Annotated in this window: 16 protein-coding genes; 8 read left to right on the plus strand and 8 right to left on the minus strand. The window is 69.6% G+C overall.

What is annotated here, in order from left to right:
* Positions 1-26 precede the first annotated feature (26 nt).
* On the plus strand, positions 27-1442 hold the full coding sequence (locus J4H85_RS11980) for a COG1361 family protein (protein ID WP_208239923.1): 1416 nt from the start codon (positions 27-29) through the stop codon (positions 1440-1442).
* Positions 1439-2650, plus strand: coding sequence for an RNA polymerase sigma factor (locus J4H85_RS11985; protein ID WP_208239925.1), 1212 nt, complete (start codon positions 1439-1441; stop codon positions 2648-2650). Before J4H85_RS11980 ends, J4H85_RS11985 begins: the two co-directional genes overlap by 4 nt.
* A gap of 6 nt (positions 2651-2656) precedes the next feature.
* Here the strand turns inward: J4H85_RS11985 and J4H85_RS11990 are convergent, their stop codons facing one another.
* The 4 genes from J4H85_RS11990 to J4H85_RS12005 are packed head-to-tail and all read right to left on the minus strand — an operon-like array spanning position 2657 to position 7421.
* Entirely contained in the window at positions 2657-4186 is a 1530-nt protein-coding gene (locus J4H85_RS11990; protein WP_208239927.1) for a gluconokinase, read from the minus strand.
* Positions 4187-4219: 33 nt separating this feature from the next.
* The gene (locus J4H85_RS11995) at positions 4220-5263 is read right to left on the minus strand and encodes a zinc-binding dehydrogenase (protein ID WP_208239929.1); all 1044 of its coding nucleotides are present in this window, start codon (positions 5261-5263) and stop codon (positions 4220-4222) included.
* The gene (locus J4H85_RS12000) at positions 5263-6030 is read right to left on the minus strand and encodes an SDR family oxidoreductase (protein ID WP_208239931.1); all 768 of its coding nucleotides are present in this window, start codon (positions 6028-6030) and stop codon (positions 5263-5265) included. The genes J4H85_RS11995 and J4H85_RS12000 overlap by 1 nt, the downstream gene beginning before the upstream one ends.
* Complete coding sequence (locus J4H85_RS12005; protein WP_208239933.1) at positions 6027-7421, minus strand: GntP family permease; 1395 nt, start codon at positions 7419-7421, stop codon at positions 6027-6029. The genes J4H85_RS12000 and J4H85_RS12005 overlap by 4 nt, the downstream gene beginning before the upstream one ends.
* A gap of 78 nt (positions 7422-7499) precedes the next feature.
* On the opposite strand from J4H85_RS12005, the gene J4H85_RS12010 reads away from it, so the two are divergent.
* From J4H85_RS12010 to J4H85_RS12030, 5 genes are all read left to right on the plus strand, one after another.
* On the plus strand, positions 7500-8258 hold the full coding sequence (locus J4H85_RS12010) for a FadR/GntR family transcriptional regulator (RefSeq protein WP_208239935.1): 759 nt from the start codon (positions 7500-7502) through the stop codon (positions 8256-8258).
* Positions 8259-8311: 53 nt separating this feature from the next.
* Positions 8312-9202, plus strand: a complete 891-nt coding sequence (locus J4H85_RS12015) for an NUDIX hydrolase (RefSeq protein WP_208239936.1) — start codon at positions 8312-8314, stop codon at positions 9200-9202.
* Positions 9203-9327: 125 nt separating this feature from the next.
* The gene (locus J4H85_RS12020) at positions 9328-9909 is read left to right on the plus strand and encodes a TetR/AcrR family transcriptional regulator (RefSeq protein WP_208239938.1); all 582 of its coding nucleotides are present in this window, start codon (positions 9328-9330) and stop codon (positions 9907-9909) included.
* A complete protein-coding gene (locus J4H85_RS12025) occupies positions 9906-11459 on the plus strand; it encodes an MFS transporter (protein WP_307863648.1) in 1554 nt (517 codons plus the stop codon). The genes J4H85_RS12020 and J4H85_RS12025 overlap by 4 nt, the downstream gene beginning before the upstream one ends.
* A 14-nt stretch (positions 11460-11473) precedes the next feature.
* On the plus strand, positions 11474-12022 hold the full coding sequence (locus J4H85_RS12030) for a hypothetical protein (protein ID WP_208239940.1): 549 nt from the start codon (positions 11474-11476) through the stop codon (positions 12020-12022).
* 42 nt (positions 12023-12064) lie between these two features.
* Here the strand turns inward: J4H85_RS12030 and J4H85_RS12035 are convergent, their stop codons facing one another.
* Positions 12065-12604, minus strand: coding sequence for a GNAT family N-acetyltransferase (locus J4H85_RS12035; RefSeq protein ID WP_208239942.1), 540 nt, complete (start codon positions 12602-12604; stop codon positions 12065-12067).
* Between the two features lie 172 nt (positions 12605-12776).
* Between J4H85_RS12035 and J4H85_RS12040 the strand changes: the two genes are divergently transcribed.
* Positions 12777-13148, plus strand: coding sequence for a DUF4190 domain-containing protein (locus J4H85_RS12040; RefSeq protein WP_208239944.1), 372 nt, complete (start codon positions 12777-12779; stop codon positions 13146-13148).
* Positions 13149-13229: 81 nt separating this feature from the next.
* On the opposite strand, the gene J4H85_RS12045 is transcribed toward J4H85_RS12040, so the two are convergent.
* Genes J4H85_RS12045 through J4H85_RS12055 form a run of 3 tightly spaced genes read right to left on the minus strand, consistent with a single transcriptional unit; the run spans position 13230 to position 15720 of the window.
* Positions 13230-14390: a hypothetical protein gene (locus J4H85_RS12045; protein WP_208239946.1), complete on the minus strand. Its 1161-nt coding sequence runs from the start codon at positions 14388-14390 to the stop codon at positions 13230-13232.
* Positions 14391-14425: 35 nt separating this feature from the next.
* Positions 14426-14857 carry a GNAT family N-acetyltransferase gene (locus tag J4H85_RS12050; RefSeq protein ID WP_208239948.1) on the minus strand — a complete coding sequence of 144 codons (432 nt, stop codon included), beginning with the start codon at positions 14855-14857 and terminating at the stop codon, positions 14426-14428.
* On the minus strand, positions 14854-15720 hold the full coding sequence (locus tag J4H85_RS12055) for a CPBP family intramembrane glutamic endopeptidase (protein WP_208239950.1): 867 nt from the start codon (positions 15718-15720) through the stop codon (positions 14854-14856). Before J4H85_RS12055 ends, J4H85_RS12050 begins: the two co-directional genes overlap by 4 nt.
* Positions 15721-15728: the final 8 nt, after the last annotated feature.

A 15728-nucleotide genomic window follows, 5' to 3' on the forward strand; every position in this document is an offset into this window, starting at 1 on the left:
CGACCGACGGCGATACCTGGTGAGACATGAGAAGAATTGTTCTGCACGCGTGCATCGCGGTGCTCGCACTCTTCGTTCTCACCCCCGGCTTCGCCGCACCGGCGACGGCCGATGAGACGGCACCGGCGCGCGGCCACCACCACCACGATCACGACGACCGCGGCGACGACGATCACGACGACGACACCGACACCGCGCCAGTGGCGATCGAGGGCGCTGATCTGCAAGCGCTGATCATGCTCGGGTGGACCGGCCCCGGATCGCGCATCTCCGTTGACGTCGTCGTGCAGAACGCTGGGCCGGGCGCGTCATCGGGGTACGCGCTCGTCTTCGCTCCCGAGCTGGGCACCGACCGATCTGTCACGGCGGGAGAAGCGTGCGCCGTCCGATCCGAGGGCGGCTTCACCTGTTCGGGCGGCGCCCTGCCTGCTGGAGAGTCACAGACCCACCGGTTCTCGTTCGCACCGGCGGGTGAATCCGAAGCGTGGCCGCCGTTCTGGTTCGCGACCGTCACGGGCAACGAACCCGATCCGGAACCCGGCAACGACCGGACGAGCCTCGAACTCCCCGACAGCACGTTCGTGCGCATCGAACCGGATATCAAGACCCGTGTCGAAGACGCGAACCAGGATGGGCTGGCGACCCCGGGCGAGCGCATCGAGACCTTCGTCCACCTCGTGAACACGAGCGCGTACCCGTGGGAGCAGGTGCAGGTCTCCGTCTCGGGCACCATCTGGGATCATCGCGAGCTCGAGCAGACGATCGCCCCCGGTGAGGAAACGACGGTGAAGTTCGCGGGCGTCGTCCCCGATCTGGGGCCCGACGCCTCGAGCGGCATCGAAGCGCAGGTGTCGGCTCGGGCGGTCGGCGCGAACGTCGACGGGTGGAGCGGCACGCTCATGCTCATCGGACCGTACGCGACGCCGAATCCGTTCGGCCCGCGCGGAGACCAGTACCTCCCGACGCGCCCCGACCGCGACGGTCCGCCTGCGGTCGACCTCGAAGCCGAACGCGCCGAACGCGAACGCATCGCGGATCGGCAGCGTGCCGCGCGAGATGCGCGCGAGTCGACGTCGGGCACCGCGCCCGACCAGTCGGGTGCGACGACGACGGCTCCGCCGATGACCATGGCCCCGCCACCCCATGCCTTGGATCATGACCCCCGGACGCGTTCGACCGATCGCAGCACCAGTGCGACGGGCGCGACCGATGCCGCACCGGGATGGCTCAGCGATGCGATGCGTGACTCGGAAATCGCGACCGGCGATCCCGCACCCTCGGCGTTGGACGCAGGCTGGATGGACGATCTGCGCGCGAACAGTCCGCTCAGCGGGTTCCAGTCGGTCCTCGTGCTGCAGGGCCTCATCGCGTGTGTCATCGTCGCCCTGTATGTGAGCATCGCCCGCGCACGCGCGCGACGAGACCGGGCAGCGGACGCATGAGGCAGAGGAGACCGTCGGACCCACGCGGGACCGGCTCGACGGAGCTGAGCGACGAAGCGCTCTGCGATCTCGCCCGCGAGGGCGCCTCCTGGCCGCTCGAGGAGCTGTGGGATCGGCACTTCTCCATGACCCGCGCCTGGGCGATGAAGAAGGACCCGGACGCGGGCGAAGACGCCACTGCTGAGGCCTTCACTCGGGTATTCCAGGCGCTCCGATCGGGAGTGGGTCCGATGACGTCGTTCCGCGGGTACCTGTTCAAGACGGTGGACTCCGCCCTCGTCAAGCACTGGAACACCGTGCGCCGGTTCAGCCCGCTCGACGATCTCGGCGAGTTCGCGGACGACGACGCACCCGATCACGCCGACGCCTTGACCGATGACGAAGAACGCAAAGCCGCGGCCGTCGCGCTGCAGGATATTCCGGAGCGCTGGCGCGAGATCATCATCGCGGTCGATGTCGAACGGCGCCCGGTGCAGGAGGTCGCGGCCGAACTCGGGCTCACCCCGAATTCCGCCTCGGTGCTGCTGAAGCGCGCGCGGTCGGGTCTGCGGAAGGCGTGGATGGAGCGGCTGCACACGCCGACCGAATCGTTGCCCCACGACTGCGCGACGGCGGTGCAGCATTTCGGAACGCTGCGCTGGGGCAAGCAGGGCACCCGGGTGCGGTCGTCCACCGAACGTCACCTGGAGACGTGCGAATCCTGCCCGTCGCGCTACCGTCTGTTCCTCGAACGGGCCACCACGGTCGGCCTGGGGCTGACCGCCCTTCTGACGTTGACGCGGGGCTGGCGCGACAAGTTCGTGCCAGCGCTCGCGACCTCGGCGACCATCGTCGCGTCGTTCTCGGTGACGGTCTCGCTCGAGCCCCTGTTCGACCCGCCAATTGTCGCCGAACCCACAGTGCCAGCGATGCCGGCTGAGGCGCCGCCGCCGGCGGACGACGGTACAGGCACGGGCGATCGCGGCTCCACGCGGACCTCGGACTCGGATGCACCCCTGCCAGTGGTCACCCCCATCGACGCGGAGGACGGCAGCGAGGCCGCAGAGGTGCCGACCGCGCCCCTCGATCCGGCGGACGCCGAGCGGGCGGATCCCGAAACGCCCGCGACCTCCGGAGCCGACGGCGAGACGAACGACGGCCGACTCTACTTCGGCGATTGGACCGGCTGGGACGAAGACACCGAGACCTTCGTCACCGAGACGGAGTGATGCGGATCATTCCCCCCGCGTCAGCGGCAGCAGGTCGGCTTGGCTGCGCAACTGGGTGTATGTCGGCAGCAACGCGGTGTAGAGGTTATCGAAGATCGGCAGGAGCGCCTGGTACGTCTCGACGTCCTCGGCTCGCGGTGACACCGAGTGCTTCACCGGCGTGATGTCAGCGGCCACATCGATCGAGTCGATGAGCCCGAGCGCGTACATGCCGAGCAGCGCGGCGCCGAGTCCCGAGCCCTCCTGCTCTTCGAGCATGTCGATGCGCGTGTCGAAGACGCTCGCGAGCACCTGCTGCCAGAGCGAGTGCTTCGTCACCCCGCCCGTGGCACGGATCTCCTCGATATCGAGGCCTGCCGCCCGCATCGACTTCAGCACGAGCGCGAGCTGCATGGCGACCCCCTCGACCGCCGCGCTCACGAGGTGCTCACGCGTGTGGGAGCGGGTGAGGCCGATATAGGCACCGCGGGCGAGGCCGCTCCAGTGCGGGGCGCGTTCGCTGAGCAGGTACGGCAGCATGATGAGGCCGCCCGAGCCTGCGGGGACCGATGCCGCGGCGTCGAGCAGTTCGGGTGTCGTGATCTGCTCGGGATCCGCGATCTCGTCGCGAATCCAGTTGAGGACGACTCCCCCGTTGTTGATCGCACCACCGATGACCCAGCGATCCTCCGTGATGGCGTAGCAGAAGACGCCGCCCTGCGGATCGACGGCCGGCGCCTCGACCGCCACGCGGAGCGCGCCGCTCGTGCCGATGGAGCACGCCGCCACGCCGGGCCGAACGGCACCGACGCCGAGGTTCGCCAGGGGCCCGTCACCCGCACCCACCACGACCCGCGTCGACGCCGGGAGGCCGGTGGCCTCAGCGGTCGACGCGACGATCCCCTCGAGCACCGTGGTCGTCGGCACGAGTCGGGGCAACTGCTCCGGCGTGATGCCGGCGCGCTGCAACGCTTCCGGATCCCACTCGAGCCGGTAGATGTCGAGCAGACCCGAGCATGAGGCGAGCGAGTGATCGGTGACGAACTCGCCGGTCATGCGCTGCAGCACCCAGTCCTTGATGCCGACCCAGAACGCGGCGGCACGGCACGTCTCCGGATCCTGCTCCCGGTACCAGACCAGCTTCATGAGGGGCGACATCGGGTGGATCGGCGTTCCCGTGCGCTGGTGCAGCGCGAGACCTGGGCCGGATCCGCGCAGCCGCTCGGCCTGCAGCGTCGCCCGCGTGTCCGCCCACGTCGCGACACCGGTGAGGGGCGTGAGGTCGGCGTCGACCGCCATGAGGCTGTGCATGGCGGAGGAGAACGAGAGGCCGGCGATCCGGCCGGCGCCCACCTCGGTGACGACGTCGCCGATGGCGCTGAGCACGGCGGTCAGGATCAGCTCCGGATCCTGCACCGCCCACCCGGGCTCGGGCTCGTCGAGCGGGTACCCGTGCTGTGCTGCCGCCACTTGCTGGCCGTCTGGCGTGTACGCCACGGCCTTCGTCGCCGTCGTTCCCATGTCGACGCCGATGACGACGTCAGCCGCTGCGCTCATGATGCCTTGATCCTCTGTTCCGATTCCGACCGGTTACGCCCGTGCCCCGGGCAGTGCGACGACGACCTTGCTCGACTCCCGCGAGTCCTTCGCGAGGTCGAACGCGGCGACCGCCTCGTCGAGCGCACGCTCGTGCGTGATGACGCGCTCGATGTCGGGCTGCGCGTCGAGCAGCGCGACCGCGGCATCGATCTCGTCGTTGAAGCGGAACGTGCCGAGCAGCTGCGCCTCTTTCGAGATGATCGGTGCGAGGCCCACGGGGCGCGGATCGTTCGGCACCATGCCGACCTGCACGATCGTGCCGCGACGCCGCACCGCAACACCCGCGGTCGTGATCGCCGGAGACGCTCCGGAGCACTCGAAGACCACGTCGAACGCAGCAACGGGCACCTCGTCGACGCCGACCTGCAGGGTCGCGTCGGCGCCCAGTTCGCCGCCGAGTTCGGTGCCGCGGGCGAGCGGCTCGGCGAGCACATCGCTGAGGGTGACGTGCGCCGCGCCGCGGGCCTTCGCCGCGATGACGGTGAGCAACCCGATCGGTCCGGCACCCGAGACGAGCACGCGCGCTCCCCTGATGTCGGCGCCTACGTCGGCCACCCGGCTGACGGCGTGCAGGGCGACCGCGAGCGGTTCGGCGAGCACGGCGCGCCGCACCGGCAGCGACTCGGGCAGGCGACGGAGCATGTTCTCGCGCACGACGAGGTACTCGCTCATGGCGCCCTGCGTGTGCGGCCAGGTGGCGGCACTGCCGAGGTACGAGCCGTTCGGCCAGAGGTGCGGCTGGTCGGCGATCTCGGGCTGCGAGGTGCCGAATCTCGCCGGGTGCACCGTCACCGGGGTGCCCGACGCCCACGCGCCCGTCGGGTCGAGGTCGACGACGCCCGACAGCTCGTGGCCGGGGATCAGCGGCTCGCGCACCGCGTACTCGCCGTTCACACCCGCGAAGTAGTAGTGCAGGTCGGAACCGCAGATGCCGACGTAGTCGACGCGGATCCGCACCTCCCCCGCACCCGGCTCCGGTGCGGCGATCTCGCGCACCTCGAGCTGATCCTTCGCATCGATGAATGCTGCACGCATCAGACCACCGCCGTCATTCCGCCGTCGACAAAGATGTTCTGCCCCGAGACGAAGCTCGAAGCGTCCGAGGCCAGGTAGATGAGCGTGCCCCAGAGCTCGGTGAAGTCGCCCCACCGCTGCGCCGGTGTGCGCGCCCGCAGCCACGCGTCGAACGCCTCGTCTTCGACGAGCGCCCGGTTCATCTCGGTCGCGAAGTAGCCGGGCGAGATGGCGTTGACCTGCACCCCGTGTCGCGCCAGGTCGGCGGCCATGCCCTTCGTGAGCATCGCGACACCGCCCTTGCTCGCCGAGTAGGGCGCGATGGTCTGGCGGGCGAGCTGTGCCTGCACCGATCCGATGTTGATGACCTTGCCCGAGCCGCGCTCGGCCATCGCCGGCGTCACGAATCGCGAGACGTAGAAGACGCTCGACAGGTTGCTCGTGATGATCGCGTCCCAGTCGTCGACGGGAAACTCGGTGAACGGCGCACGGCGCTGCACCCCGGCGTTGTTCACCAGGATGTCTGGCGTGCCATGCTCGGCGAGCATCGCGCCGATCGCCGCCTCGACCGCGGCCGCGTCGGTGACGTCGAAGCGGAGCTCGCCGGCAACGGTGCCGCCGGCCGCTTCCACCTCGGCGCGGGTCTCCGCCAGCGCCGCGGCGTCGCGACCGTGCAGCAGCAGGCGGGCGCCCGCCTGCCCGAGAGACGTCGCGAGGGATCTGCCCAGCCCTCGCGACGAACCGGTGACGAGGGCCAGACGACCCTCGATGTCGAAGATGGCGCTCACACGCCCACCGCCGACGAGATGCCGTAGATCGCGTAGACGAGCCCGAAGCCCACGAGCGAGAGCAGCGTCTGCTGCACCGTCCAGGTCTTCAGCGTCGTCTTCACGTCCATGTTCATGAGCTTGCCGACGAGCCAGAAGCCCGAGTCGTTCACGTGGCTCGCGAACACCGAGCCGGCAGCCGCCGCCAGCGTGATGCAGGCGACCTGCATGCTGGTGAAATCGCCCGACATGACGGCGGGGGCCATAAGGCCGGCGGCCGTCACGAGCGCGACGGTCGCCGAACCCTGCGCGACGCGCAGCACGACGGCGATCACGTATGCCGCGAGGATGACGGGCAGGCCGAGATCGGAGAGCGAATCGGAGAGCGCGTCGCCGATGCCCGAGGTGCGCAGCACGCCGCCGAACATGCCGCCGGCGCCCGTGATGAGGATCACGGAGGCGACCGGGCCGAACGTGCCGTCCACGAGCTTGTCGAGCGCACTGCCGGTCTCGCCGCGGAACTTGCCGAGCACCAGGATCGCGACGAGCGCCGAGATGAGCAGCGCGACCGGCGCGGTGCCGATGAGCGAGAGCCACTGCACCCAGGTCGCGTCGCCGTCGACGGTGCCGGCGGTGGTGAGCGCGTTGAGGCCGGTGTTGAAGAGGATCAGCACGAGCGGCAGGAGGAGGATCGCCACGACGGTGCCGAACTTCGGCGGGTTCTTCGGCTGATCCTCATCGGTGCGACCGAAGAGGTCGGGCACGATCATGGGGTACTTGGAGTTCACGAACTTCGCCCACAGGTAACCGGTGAGGTACCAGAGCGGGAACGCGATGACGATGCCGACGAGCAGCACGAGGCCGAGGCTCGCGCCGAAGAACTCGGTCGCGGCGACGGGGCCGGGGTGCGGGGGCACGAAGATGTGCATGACCGAGAAGGCCGCGGCGCCCGAGAAGCCGTACAGCAGCAGGTTCTTGCCGCCGATACGCCGTGCGACGGCGAAGATGATCGGCAGCATGACGATGAGGCCGGCGTCGAAGAAGATCGGGAAGCCGAGGATCAGTGAGGTCACACCGAGCGCGAACGCGGCGCGCTTCTCGCCGAAGATGCTGACCATCTTCTCGGCGACGACCTTCGCGCCACCGGAGGACTCGACGAGGCGGCCGAGGATGGCGCCGAGACCGATGAGCAGCGCCACGGATCCGAGCGTGCCGCCGAATCCGTCCAGCAGCGTGTCGACGATCATTCCGGCGGGGATGCCCGTGGCGAGCGCCGTCAGCAGCGAGACGACCACGAGCACGAGGAACGCGTGCAGCCGCACCTTGATGACGAGGAACAGGATGAGGGCGACCGCGACGGCAGCGATGCCGAGCAGCGGACCCGCGCCCAGTGTTTGGGTCCAGTCTTCCATGAAAGATCTCCGTTGAATCGATGGGATGCCCGAGAATGTTTCGCGCACGTTACGTCATACGATTCTCCACGTTAAAGTATGATCAATCAGACGGCAACCCCGGCCGGGTATCACCGGTCTCGGCGCGACGACGAGGAGGACGCAGTGGTCGACAACGTGCACGAGACCGTGCTCGACTCCTTGGGCACGCGCATCGCCGCGGGTGATCCGGCCCCGGGCGCCTCGTTCACGCTCGCAGACCTGGAGGCCGACTACGACGCGTCGCGCACGACGGCGCGCGAGGCCGTAAAAGTGCTCGAGAGCATCCGCATGGTGTCCTCGCGCCGACGCATCGGCATCACGGTCCGGCCTCGCGAGGAGTGGGACGCGCTTGACGAGCACCTGATCCGCTGGAACCTCGCCGGTCCGTTCCGGCAGCACCAGTTCGAGGCGCTCCTCGAACTGCGCGTCGCCGTCGAACCGCTCGCCGCACGGCTGACCGCGATCCGCGCGACCGACGCGCAACGCGCCGAACTGCTGCGCCTCGCCACGCGATTGCACGAACTCGGCAGCCAGGGACTCGGAGCGAGCGACCCCTACCTGCAGGTCGACCTCGAGTACCACCGCCTGCTGCTCACCAGCTCGCGGAACCCGCAGTTCACCACGCTGACCGGACCCGTCGACCTCGTGCTCAGCTGGCGCGCCGGTCTGGGGCTCACGCCGGCGATTCCGGTGGAGGGGACCCTCGAGGATCACCTGCGCACCGCTCGCGCCATCGTCGACGGCGACGCAGATGCGGCCGAGCGTCACGCGCGATCGCACCTGCGCACGGTGTGGGGCGAGGTCATCGCCGGATAGGGTGGGATCGGTGCCCGGCCGCTCACGCAGCGGAGCGCACCGGAAGGAGCACCGTGAGCGACCTGCGCGATCCGGGTGACGCATGGGTCACCGCAGCCGACGGCAACCGATACTGGGGGCGGTTCGGCGCCGCGGGCCTGCTCGCCTACGATCGGGATCGCGACGCCGTGCTCATGCAGCACCGCGTCACCTGGAGCGACCACGGTGACACCTGGGGCATCCCGGGCGGCGCCCGGCACCAGGGCGAAGCCGCCGACGTCGCGGCCCTCCGCGAGGCGCAGGAGGAAGCGGGGGTGCCCGACCACGCGGTGCAGCCGCGCTTCACCCACCTGCTCGACCGCACCGGCTGGACCTACACGACGCTGATCGCCGAGGTCGTCTCGCCGTTCGAACCGAAGATCTCCGACCCCGAGAGCCACGCGCTCGCCTGGGTCGCCGTGGACGAGGTCGCGGCGCTCGACCTCCACCCCGCGTTCGCCTCCGCGTGGGAACTGCTGCGCCCGCTGCTGCGCGCCAGACGCGTGGTCGTCGTCGACGCCGCCAACGTCGTCGGGTCCGTGCCCGACGGATGGTGGAAGGATCGTCGCGGCGCCGCCGAGCGGCTCCGCGACCGCATCGATGCGCTCGCGGTCGCCGGGGTGCGCCCGGGCTTCCTCGGTCTGCCCGAGACCGTCGTCCCCGGCCTCGATCGCGCGCACCCGGAGTGGATCCTGGTCACCGAAGGGCGTGCGCGCGGCATCGCCGCGGCTCCGCACGTCACGGTCATCGACGCTCCCGAGCTCGGCGACGACACCATCTTCGCGCAGACCGCTGCGCTCCGCGCATCGGGCGCCGACGTCACCGTGGTCACGAGTGACGCCGAGCTCAAGAACCGGGTCTCCGGAGCCGGAGCCGCCCGCGTGCACGGGGCCGGAACCCTGGTGCGGCAGCTGCCCGCCCGCTGACACCCACCCGCCGAACACGGGTTCACTGGGCGCGCGCTGGGCGTCTGCACATCGATGTTGTCGGCATCGGAACTTTCCTGTACAAATGTACATGTACAGATGTACAGGGAAGATGAGGTGATCCCATGACGGCACTCGAGACCGAGCCGACGCCGCGAAAGCGCGACCCCGAAGCGCGTCGTCGCGCGATCCTCGAGGCGGCCACAGCGATCATCGTTGAGCAGGGTGATTCCGCGCTGACGCACCGGGCCGTCGCGAAGCGCGCCGGGGTCGCACTCGGATCCACGACCCAGTACTTCAGCTCCATCGACGACCTGCGTGCCTCGGCCCTGCAGCTGCTCTCCGATGAGATCGATGCGGAGCTCGCCGAGATGGAGCAGGAGATCGAACTCTTCATCACCGCCCCCGAACGCGCCGCCGCGAAGCTGCACGAGTTCCTCTGCGACACCCGCCAGGTGCACGCTGAGATCGCCCTCATCGCCGCGGGAACGCAGAACGCCGAGCTCCGCGCCCTCGCTCTGAGATGGACGGACCGGTTCATCGACGCTCTCGCGCCGCACGTCGGCCGTGGGCGCGCGACCGCCCTCGCGGTCTACGCCGACGGGGCGCTGGTCTACGCCGCGCTCCACGACGCACCGCTCCCCATCGACGCCTTCACGTCCTTCTTCCGCACCATCCTCACCACCCCAGACCAGGACCCCGCATGATGACCTCGCAGACCCACTCCGCTCCCCACCCGTCGATCCAGTTGAGCCGTCGCGGTCGCTGGGCCGCCGTCGCGGTGCTCGCGGCGAGCCTGCTCGTGATCATGATGGACATGACGATCCTGAACATCGCGATCCCCGACATGGCGGCCGAGCTCACGCCGACGTCGACGCAGCAGCTCTGGATCGTCGACATCTACTCCCTCGTCCTCGCCGGCCTGCTGGTCTCGTGGGCGGCGATCGCCGACCGCTGGGGCCGGAAGCGCATGCTCATGCTCGGCTATGCGCTCTTCGGTGGCGCCTCGCTGCTCGTGCTCTTCGCCGAGAGCGCTGAGGCCGTGATCGCGATCCGCGCCCTGCTCGGCGTCGGTGGCGCCATGATCATGCCCACTACGCTGTCGCTCATCCGCGTCATCTTCACCGACGCCAAAGAGCGCGCGACCGCGCTCAGCATCTGGGCCGCCGTATCCGGGCTGGGTGCCGCGATCGGCCCGCTCGCGGGCGGCTTCCTGCTCGAGCACTTCTCGTGGCACGCGGCGTTCCTCATCAACGTGCCGCTCATGGTCGGCGCCCTGATCGCCGGGTTCCTCCTGCTCCCGGAGTCGCGGGTGCCGAACCCCGGTCGGTGGGACGCCCTCGCGGCACTGCTCTCGCTCGTCGGCATGACCCTGCTTGTCTGGTCGATCAAGACCTTCGGCAAGGAGGCGACGCTCGCCGCCCCAGAAGCGTGGATCGCGCTCGCGGGCGCCGTCGTCACGCTCGGCTGGTTCGGGTTGCGCTGCGTCCGCAGCGATCACCCGCTGCTCGAGCTGCGACTCTTCAACAGCCGCCCGTTCTCCGCCGGCATGATCGCCGCGCTCGGCTCCACCTTCGCGATGGTCGCCGCACTGCTGCTGCTCGCGCAGTGGATGCAGCTCGTCGACGGCGCCTCCCCGCTCGAGGCGGGACTCCGCCTCACGCCGATGGCGATCGCCAGCGCGGTCGCCTCCGTCTCCGCTCCCCCGCTCGCGCGCCTCATCGGCGCACGCGCGGTGGTGGCCGGCGGCGTCGGCGTCGCGGGCATCGGCATGATCACGATCGGCATCACGCCGGGCACGCTCGCGCTGCCCATCGTGCTCATCGCACTCGTGCTCATCGGCGCGGGGGCCGGATCACTCGCGATCGCCTCGGCGATGGTCATGGCGAACTCCCCCGAGGAGAAGGCCGGCAACGCGGGCGCACTCGAGGAGACCTCGTACGAGCTCGGAGCCGTGCTCGGCGTCGCGATCCTGGGCAGCATCTCGGCGATCCTCTACCGCGCCGAGTTCGCGACGGGTACCGCATTCACCGGGCTGGATCCGGCGCTCGGACTCGAGGCGCAGGAGTCGCTCGGCGCGGCGATCGCCATCTCGGGCGAGGCGGGGCTTCCCGACCTCGCGACCGAAGCCGGTGTCGCCTTCACCCACTCCATGCAGACCACCGGGCTCATCGGCGGCTCCCTCATGATCGCCGTCGCCGCCGTCGTGTTCTGCGTCACCCCGAAGGGCACGCAGGTGTCGGGCGGATCCCACTGAGCGGAGGAGCACCCATGTCAGAACACATCGACACCCGGCACACGGGCGTCGTCGGAACAGACGCCGCGGACCGAGCCGATGCGCTGCGCGCGCTCTCGCGCGTGCCCGTCTCGGTGTTCACCGAGAACTCCGCGCCCGAGCGCCCGTTCACGACGGTGCTCGTCTTCGCCGACGCGCCCGCGGAACTCTCGTGGCGGGACTGGTTCGCGGAGATGAAGCAGACCGAGGAATCGTTCGATCGGATCCTGCCCCGGCTCGCCAACCCCGCGAAGCTCCTCGTGATCGGAACCTCCGCGGGGATCGGCGAACGCGAGCGCGCGGCGTCTCGGGAGTTCCTCTCCGACGTCACGACCGGCGTCGGCGCGTACGCGACGACCGAGTTCGGCCTGGATCTCAGCGTGAACGCCGTCGAAGTGCCCCCGGGCAGCGACGACCGGCTCCTGCTCGAACGCCTCGCGCGATTCGCCGAGCACGGACACGTCGCCGCCGACGGGCACGTACTCGCACGCGAAGAGATCGCGCACGACTCCGTCGCCGTCGCGATCGCGACCACGGAGATCTGACGCGATCTCACCGGGCTGCGCGGCGCGCGGCCGGGGCCCCGGTCAGCCGGCGTGCTCGGCCGGGGCCCCCTGATCCGCGTCGTACTTGAACCCGAGGTGGGAGTCCGCGAACCCGAGCCGGGTGTAGAAGCGGTGGGCGTCCGTGCGCGCGCCGTGCGAGGTCAGTTGCACGAGCGGTGCACCGGTCTCACGGATCGCGCGGTCCATCACCCAGCGCATCAGCGCGCCGCCGATGCCCGACGACCGCTCGGCACTCGACACTCGGACGGCTTCGACGAGCAATCGGCTCCGGCCGCGGTGACTCAGGCCGGGGATGACGGTCAGCTGCAGCATGCCCACCACGGCACCGGCCGAATCGAGCGCCACGATGAGCTCATTCCCGGGGCTGTCGGTGATCCGCTGCAGCGCCGCGGCGTAGATCGCCGCGTTCGCGTCGCTGATGCCATCGCCGCGACTGGTGCTGATGGCGTCGTCACCGAGCAGCCGCGTCACCGCCTCGAGGTCGTCTGAAGTCGCCCTGCGGATGTGGATGTCGGCCGCGCGAGCCTGCACCGAGGTCGGAAGCTGCAGTTCATCGATCACACTGCATTCTCCCGCAGATCATCCGCTGGGTGAAGCGGCACTCAGGCACCGGGGTACTGATGGGAGCGCGGTACCGGGGTACCCACGGGTGCATACTCCGGTCTGACGACCGTGAACCCGGGCGAGCGTACCGTCGAAGACAACAACGAAATCGCTCAGAACGGAGAACATCATGAGCATGGCAGACGGCACCACCACCCCTATCACCGAGTCGGCCTCGGTCTACGTCCCCGATGAGAAGCTGTCGGACGAGCCGGTCGTCGCGCCCGGAGACCGCACCATCGCCGAACGCCGCGCTCGCGCGTTCTCGGTCACCAGCTTCATACTCGGCATCGTCTCGGTCGCCGCGGGCTGGACCTTCTTCGTGCCGATCGTCGGACTCGTCCTCGGTCTCGTCGCACTGAAGAAGCCGACCGTCGACCGCACCCTCACCATCTGGGGCATCGTGCTGAACGGCGTCATGCTCGCACTCTTCGCGCTCGCCGCGATCGCGATCATGTTCTTCATCGGCGCGGGCCTCGCCATGGTGCCGTTCGCAGCGTAGCGGGAGGCGAACAGCAGGGGGGCTCCCCCGGCCGAGCACGGCGGAGTGACCCGGGGTCTCCTCGGGTCACTCCGCCGTTCGCTATTGCGTTTCGAGCGTCGCTCCGTCGGCGGGCGCCGTGAAGAAGGTGCTGCCGTAGTCGTCGCCGATACTGAAGACGATCTGCGGTGGTCCGGTCGGGTACGTGAAGGTCGGGCTGTCGATATCATCGTCGGTGGATCGGGTGATCGATGCGCTCGCGTCACCGACGGGGATGTCCACGCGGTCAGCCCCCTCCTGCATCAACGGCCAGACGCGGTCGAGTGCCACGTCGGACCACGCGAACTGCTCCTCGGCGAAGTCCGGCTGAATGGTCGCCGCACCGTCAGCGGAGACCCGGCCCCCGCGGTAGGTCCACCGGTCGGTCTTCGTGTCCCCCGCGGTCACGGGTGCTCCGACGATGACGAAGTCCTCCGCGACGACGATCGACGTCACCCGGTCGTGCCCGATCTCCGCCTCGAGTGCGCGCTGCGCATCGGCGAGGAACTCCGGTTGACGCAGGTCGGCCCGCAACTGGCCGCTCTGCACCGCCGCGACGGACTGGGCGACCGCCTGCCGATACGGCCAGATCACGACCGCAGCCGCGACGATCGCGATGACCGCGTAGAGCACGAAGCGCAGCGGACGCCCCGACCTGCTGACACCGAGCAGCGGTCCTTTCCGCTTCCCATTGACGATGCGCGTGTGGGGCACTGCGGGAACGAACGGCACCGTCGCGCGCGGCGGCACCGTGAGACCGGCACGGTCGCCCGGTGGCAGCGCGTCCGAGTCGACGAATGCGATTTCGGGTCCGCCCTCGAGCAGGATGGCGACCTCGCGCTCGAGGCCCGGCTGGAACGTCGGGATCGCCGTCACCGGCACCACGGTGCGCATCGTGCTCGCGAACGCAGACCCGCGCCGCGGCTGCACCGTGAGGTCGAGCTCGCAGAGCGGCTGATCGTTGATCTGCGTACCGGTCTGTCGCAGCGCGTCGATGCGGGCGAGACCGACGCGCCCCGCCGACTGCGCCGCCTGGACGGCTTCGGGCGACGCCCCGGCAGCGCTGCTCAGGGAGCCGCCGACGCGCGTGAGCACTGTCGCGACGATGACGACGGGGAGCGCGATGCTCGCCACGACAGTGCCGGCCCCCGGTGGACCGACGAGGGTCACGACCACTCCCCCGATGAGCGCACCGAGAGCCGCGAAAACGATCAGACGAAGCATGGAATCCAGTCTATCGAGCGCGCGACACCCGTCCGTCAGCGACGCCGCGTCATGAACACGTCGACGCCGTCATCGGAGTCCTCGATGAAGCCGTGGCGGGTGTACAAACGCTGCGCCGCACTCCCGTGCAGCACGTTGAGGCGCGTATCCCCGAGGTGCGGCACATCGAGCACGGCGCGCAGCACCGCTCCCCCGACGCCACGCCCCTGAGTTTCGGGCGACAGGTAGAAGTGCTCGATCCAGCGCACGCCGTCTTCGTCGACGCGCACCGTGATCGATCCAGCGTCGACGCCGTCGACCACGATGATGCGCGTCAGTTCCGGCAGGAACGCCAGCCGCATGCGGTCGCGCACGCGGTGCGCGTCGAACCGACCGAGCCGTTCGAGGTCGGGACGCAGCACGACGGCGCGCAGCTCGACGAGCCACTCGAGGTCCGCTGCGATGCTCGGTCGCAGATCCACCATCATCCGGTGAACGGGAAGACGTCGAACAGATGCGGATTGTGGGCGTGCACGATCACCCCGAACACCACGGCGTCGAACAGCAGGTGCACCGTGACGACGTACCAGAGCGACCGGGTCCGCGCGAAGATCAAACCCTGCGCGAGCGCGAACGGGATCGTCAGGATCGGGCCCCACGCCCGGTACCCGAGCTCCCAGAGGAACGAGACGAACACGATGGCCTGCAGCGCGTTCGCGGTCCAGAACGGGAAGTGCCGACGCAGCAGGGCGAACACCGTGCAGATGAAGAACAGCTCGTCCCAGATGCCGACCGCACCGACGCCGACGAAGAGGCGCAGGATCAGGTCGAGCGTGGTGACCTCCGGCCAGTTCTCGTACACGCCTGAGCTGATGAAGTAGAACGGCAGGATCAGCCACGCCAGCACGATGACCGCGACGAGCCAGATCCACTGCGCAAGGGTCCATCGTCCGCCCCCGCGCCACGGGAACGCCGTCGCTCGGTCGCGATACACGAACCGCGAGACGACATACGGCACCGCGACGGCACCGCCGAGCGCGAGCGTGAACCGCAGCATCGCCAGATTGTCGAGTTCGGCCGCGAGCGGGATGAGCCGGACGATGCCGAGTCCCATCACGATGAGCGAGAGGTCGCGCAGCAGCGACGGCGGAGGCGGCGCCGTCGTCGGCTGCGGCCCGGTGCCTCGACGACGCTCCACCGCCCAGGCGAGCGCCAGCCCGGCGGCGGCGAGCGCGATCCCGAGCCACACGATCTCGAGCACGAAGAACGCGGGGGCGATGAGGCAGATGGCGAGTGCGGCGGCGACGCCGAGCGAGCCGACCTGCGGGCGGGTGTCCGTTCGGCTGCTCATCTCTTCAG

The organism is Leucobacter tardus (genome assembly GCF_017583045.1).
In the GTDB taxonomy this organism is placed as follows: domain Bacteria; phylum Actinomycetota; class Actinomycetes; order Actinomycetales; family Microbacteriaceae; genus Leucobacter; species Leucobacter tardus.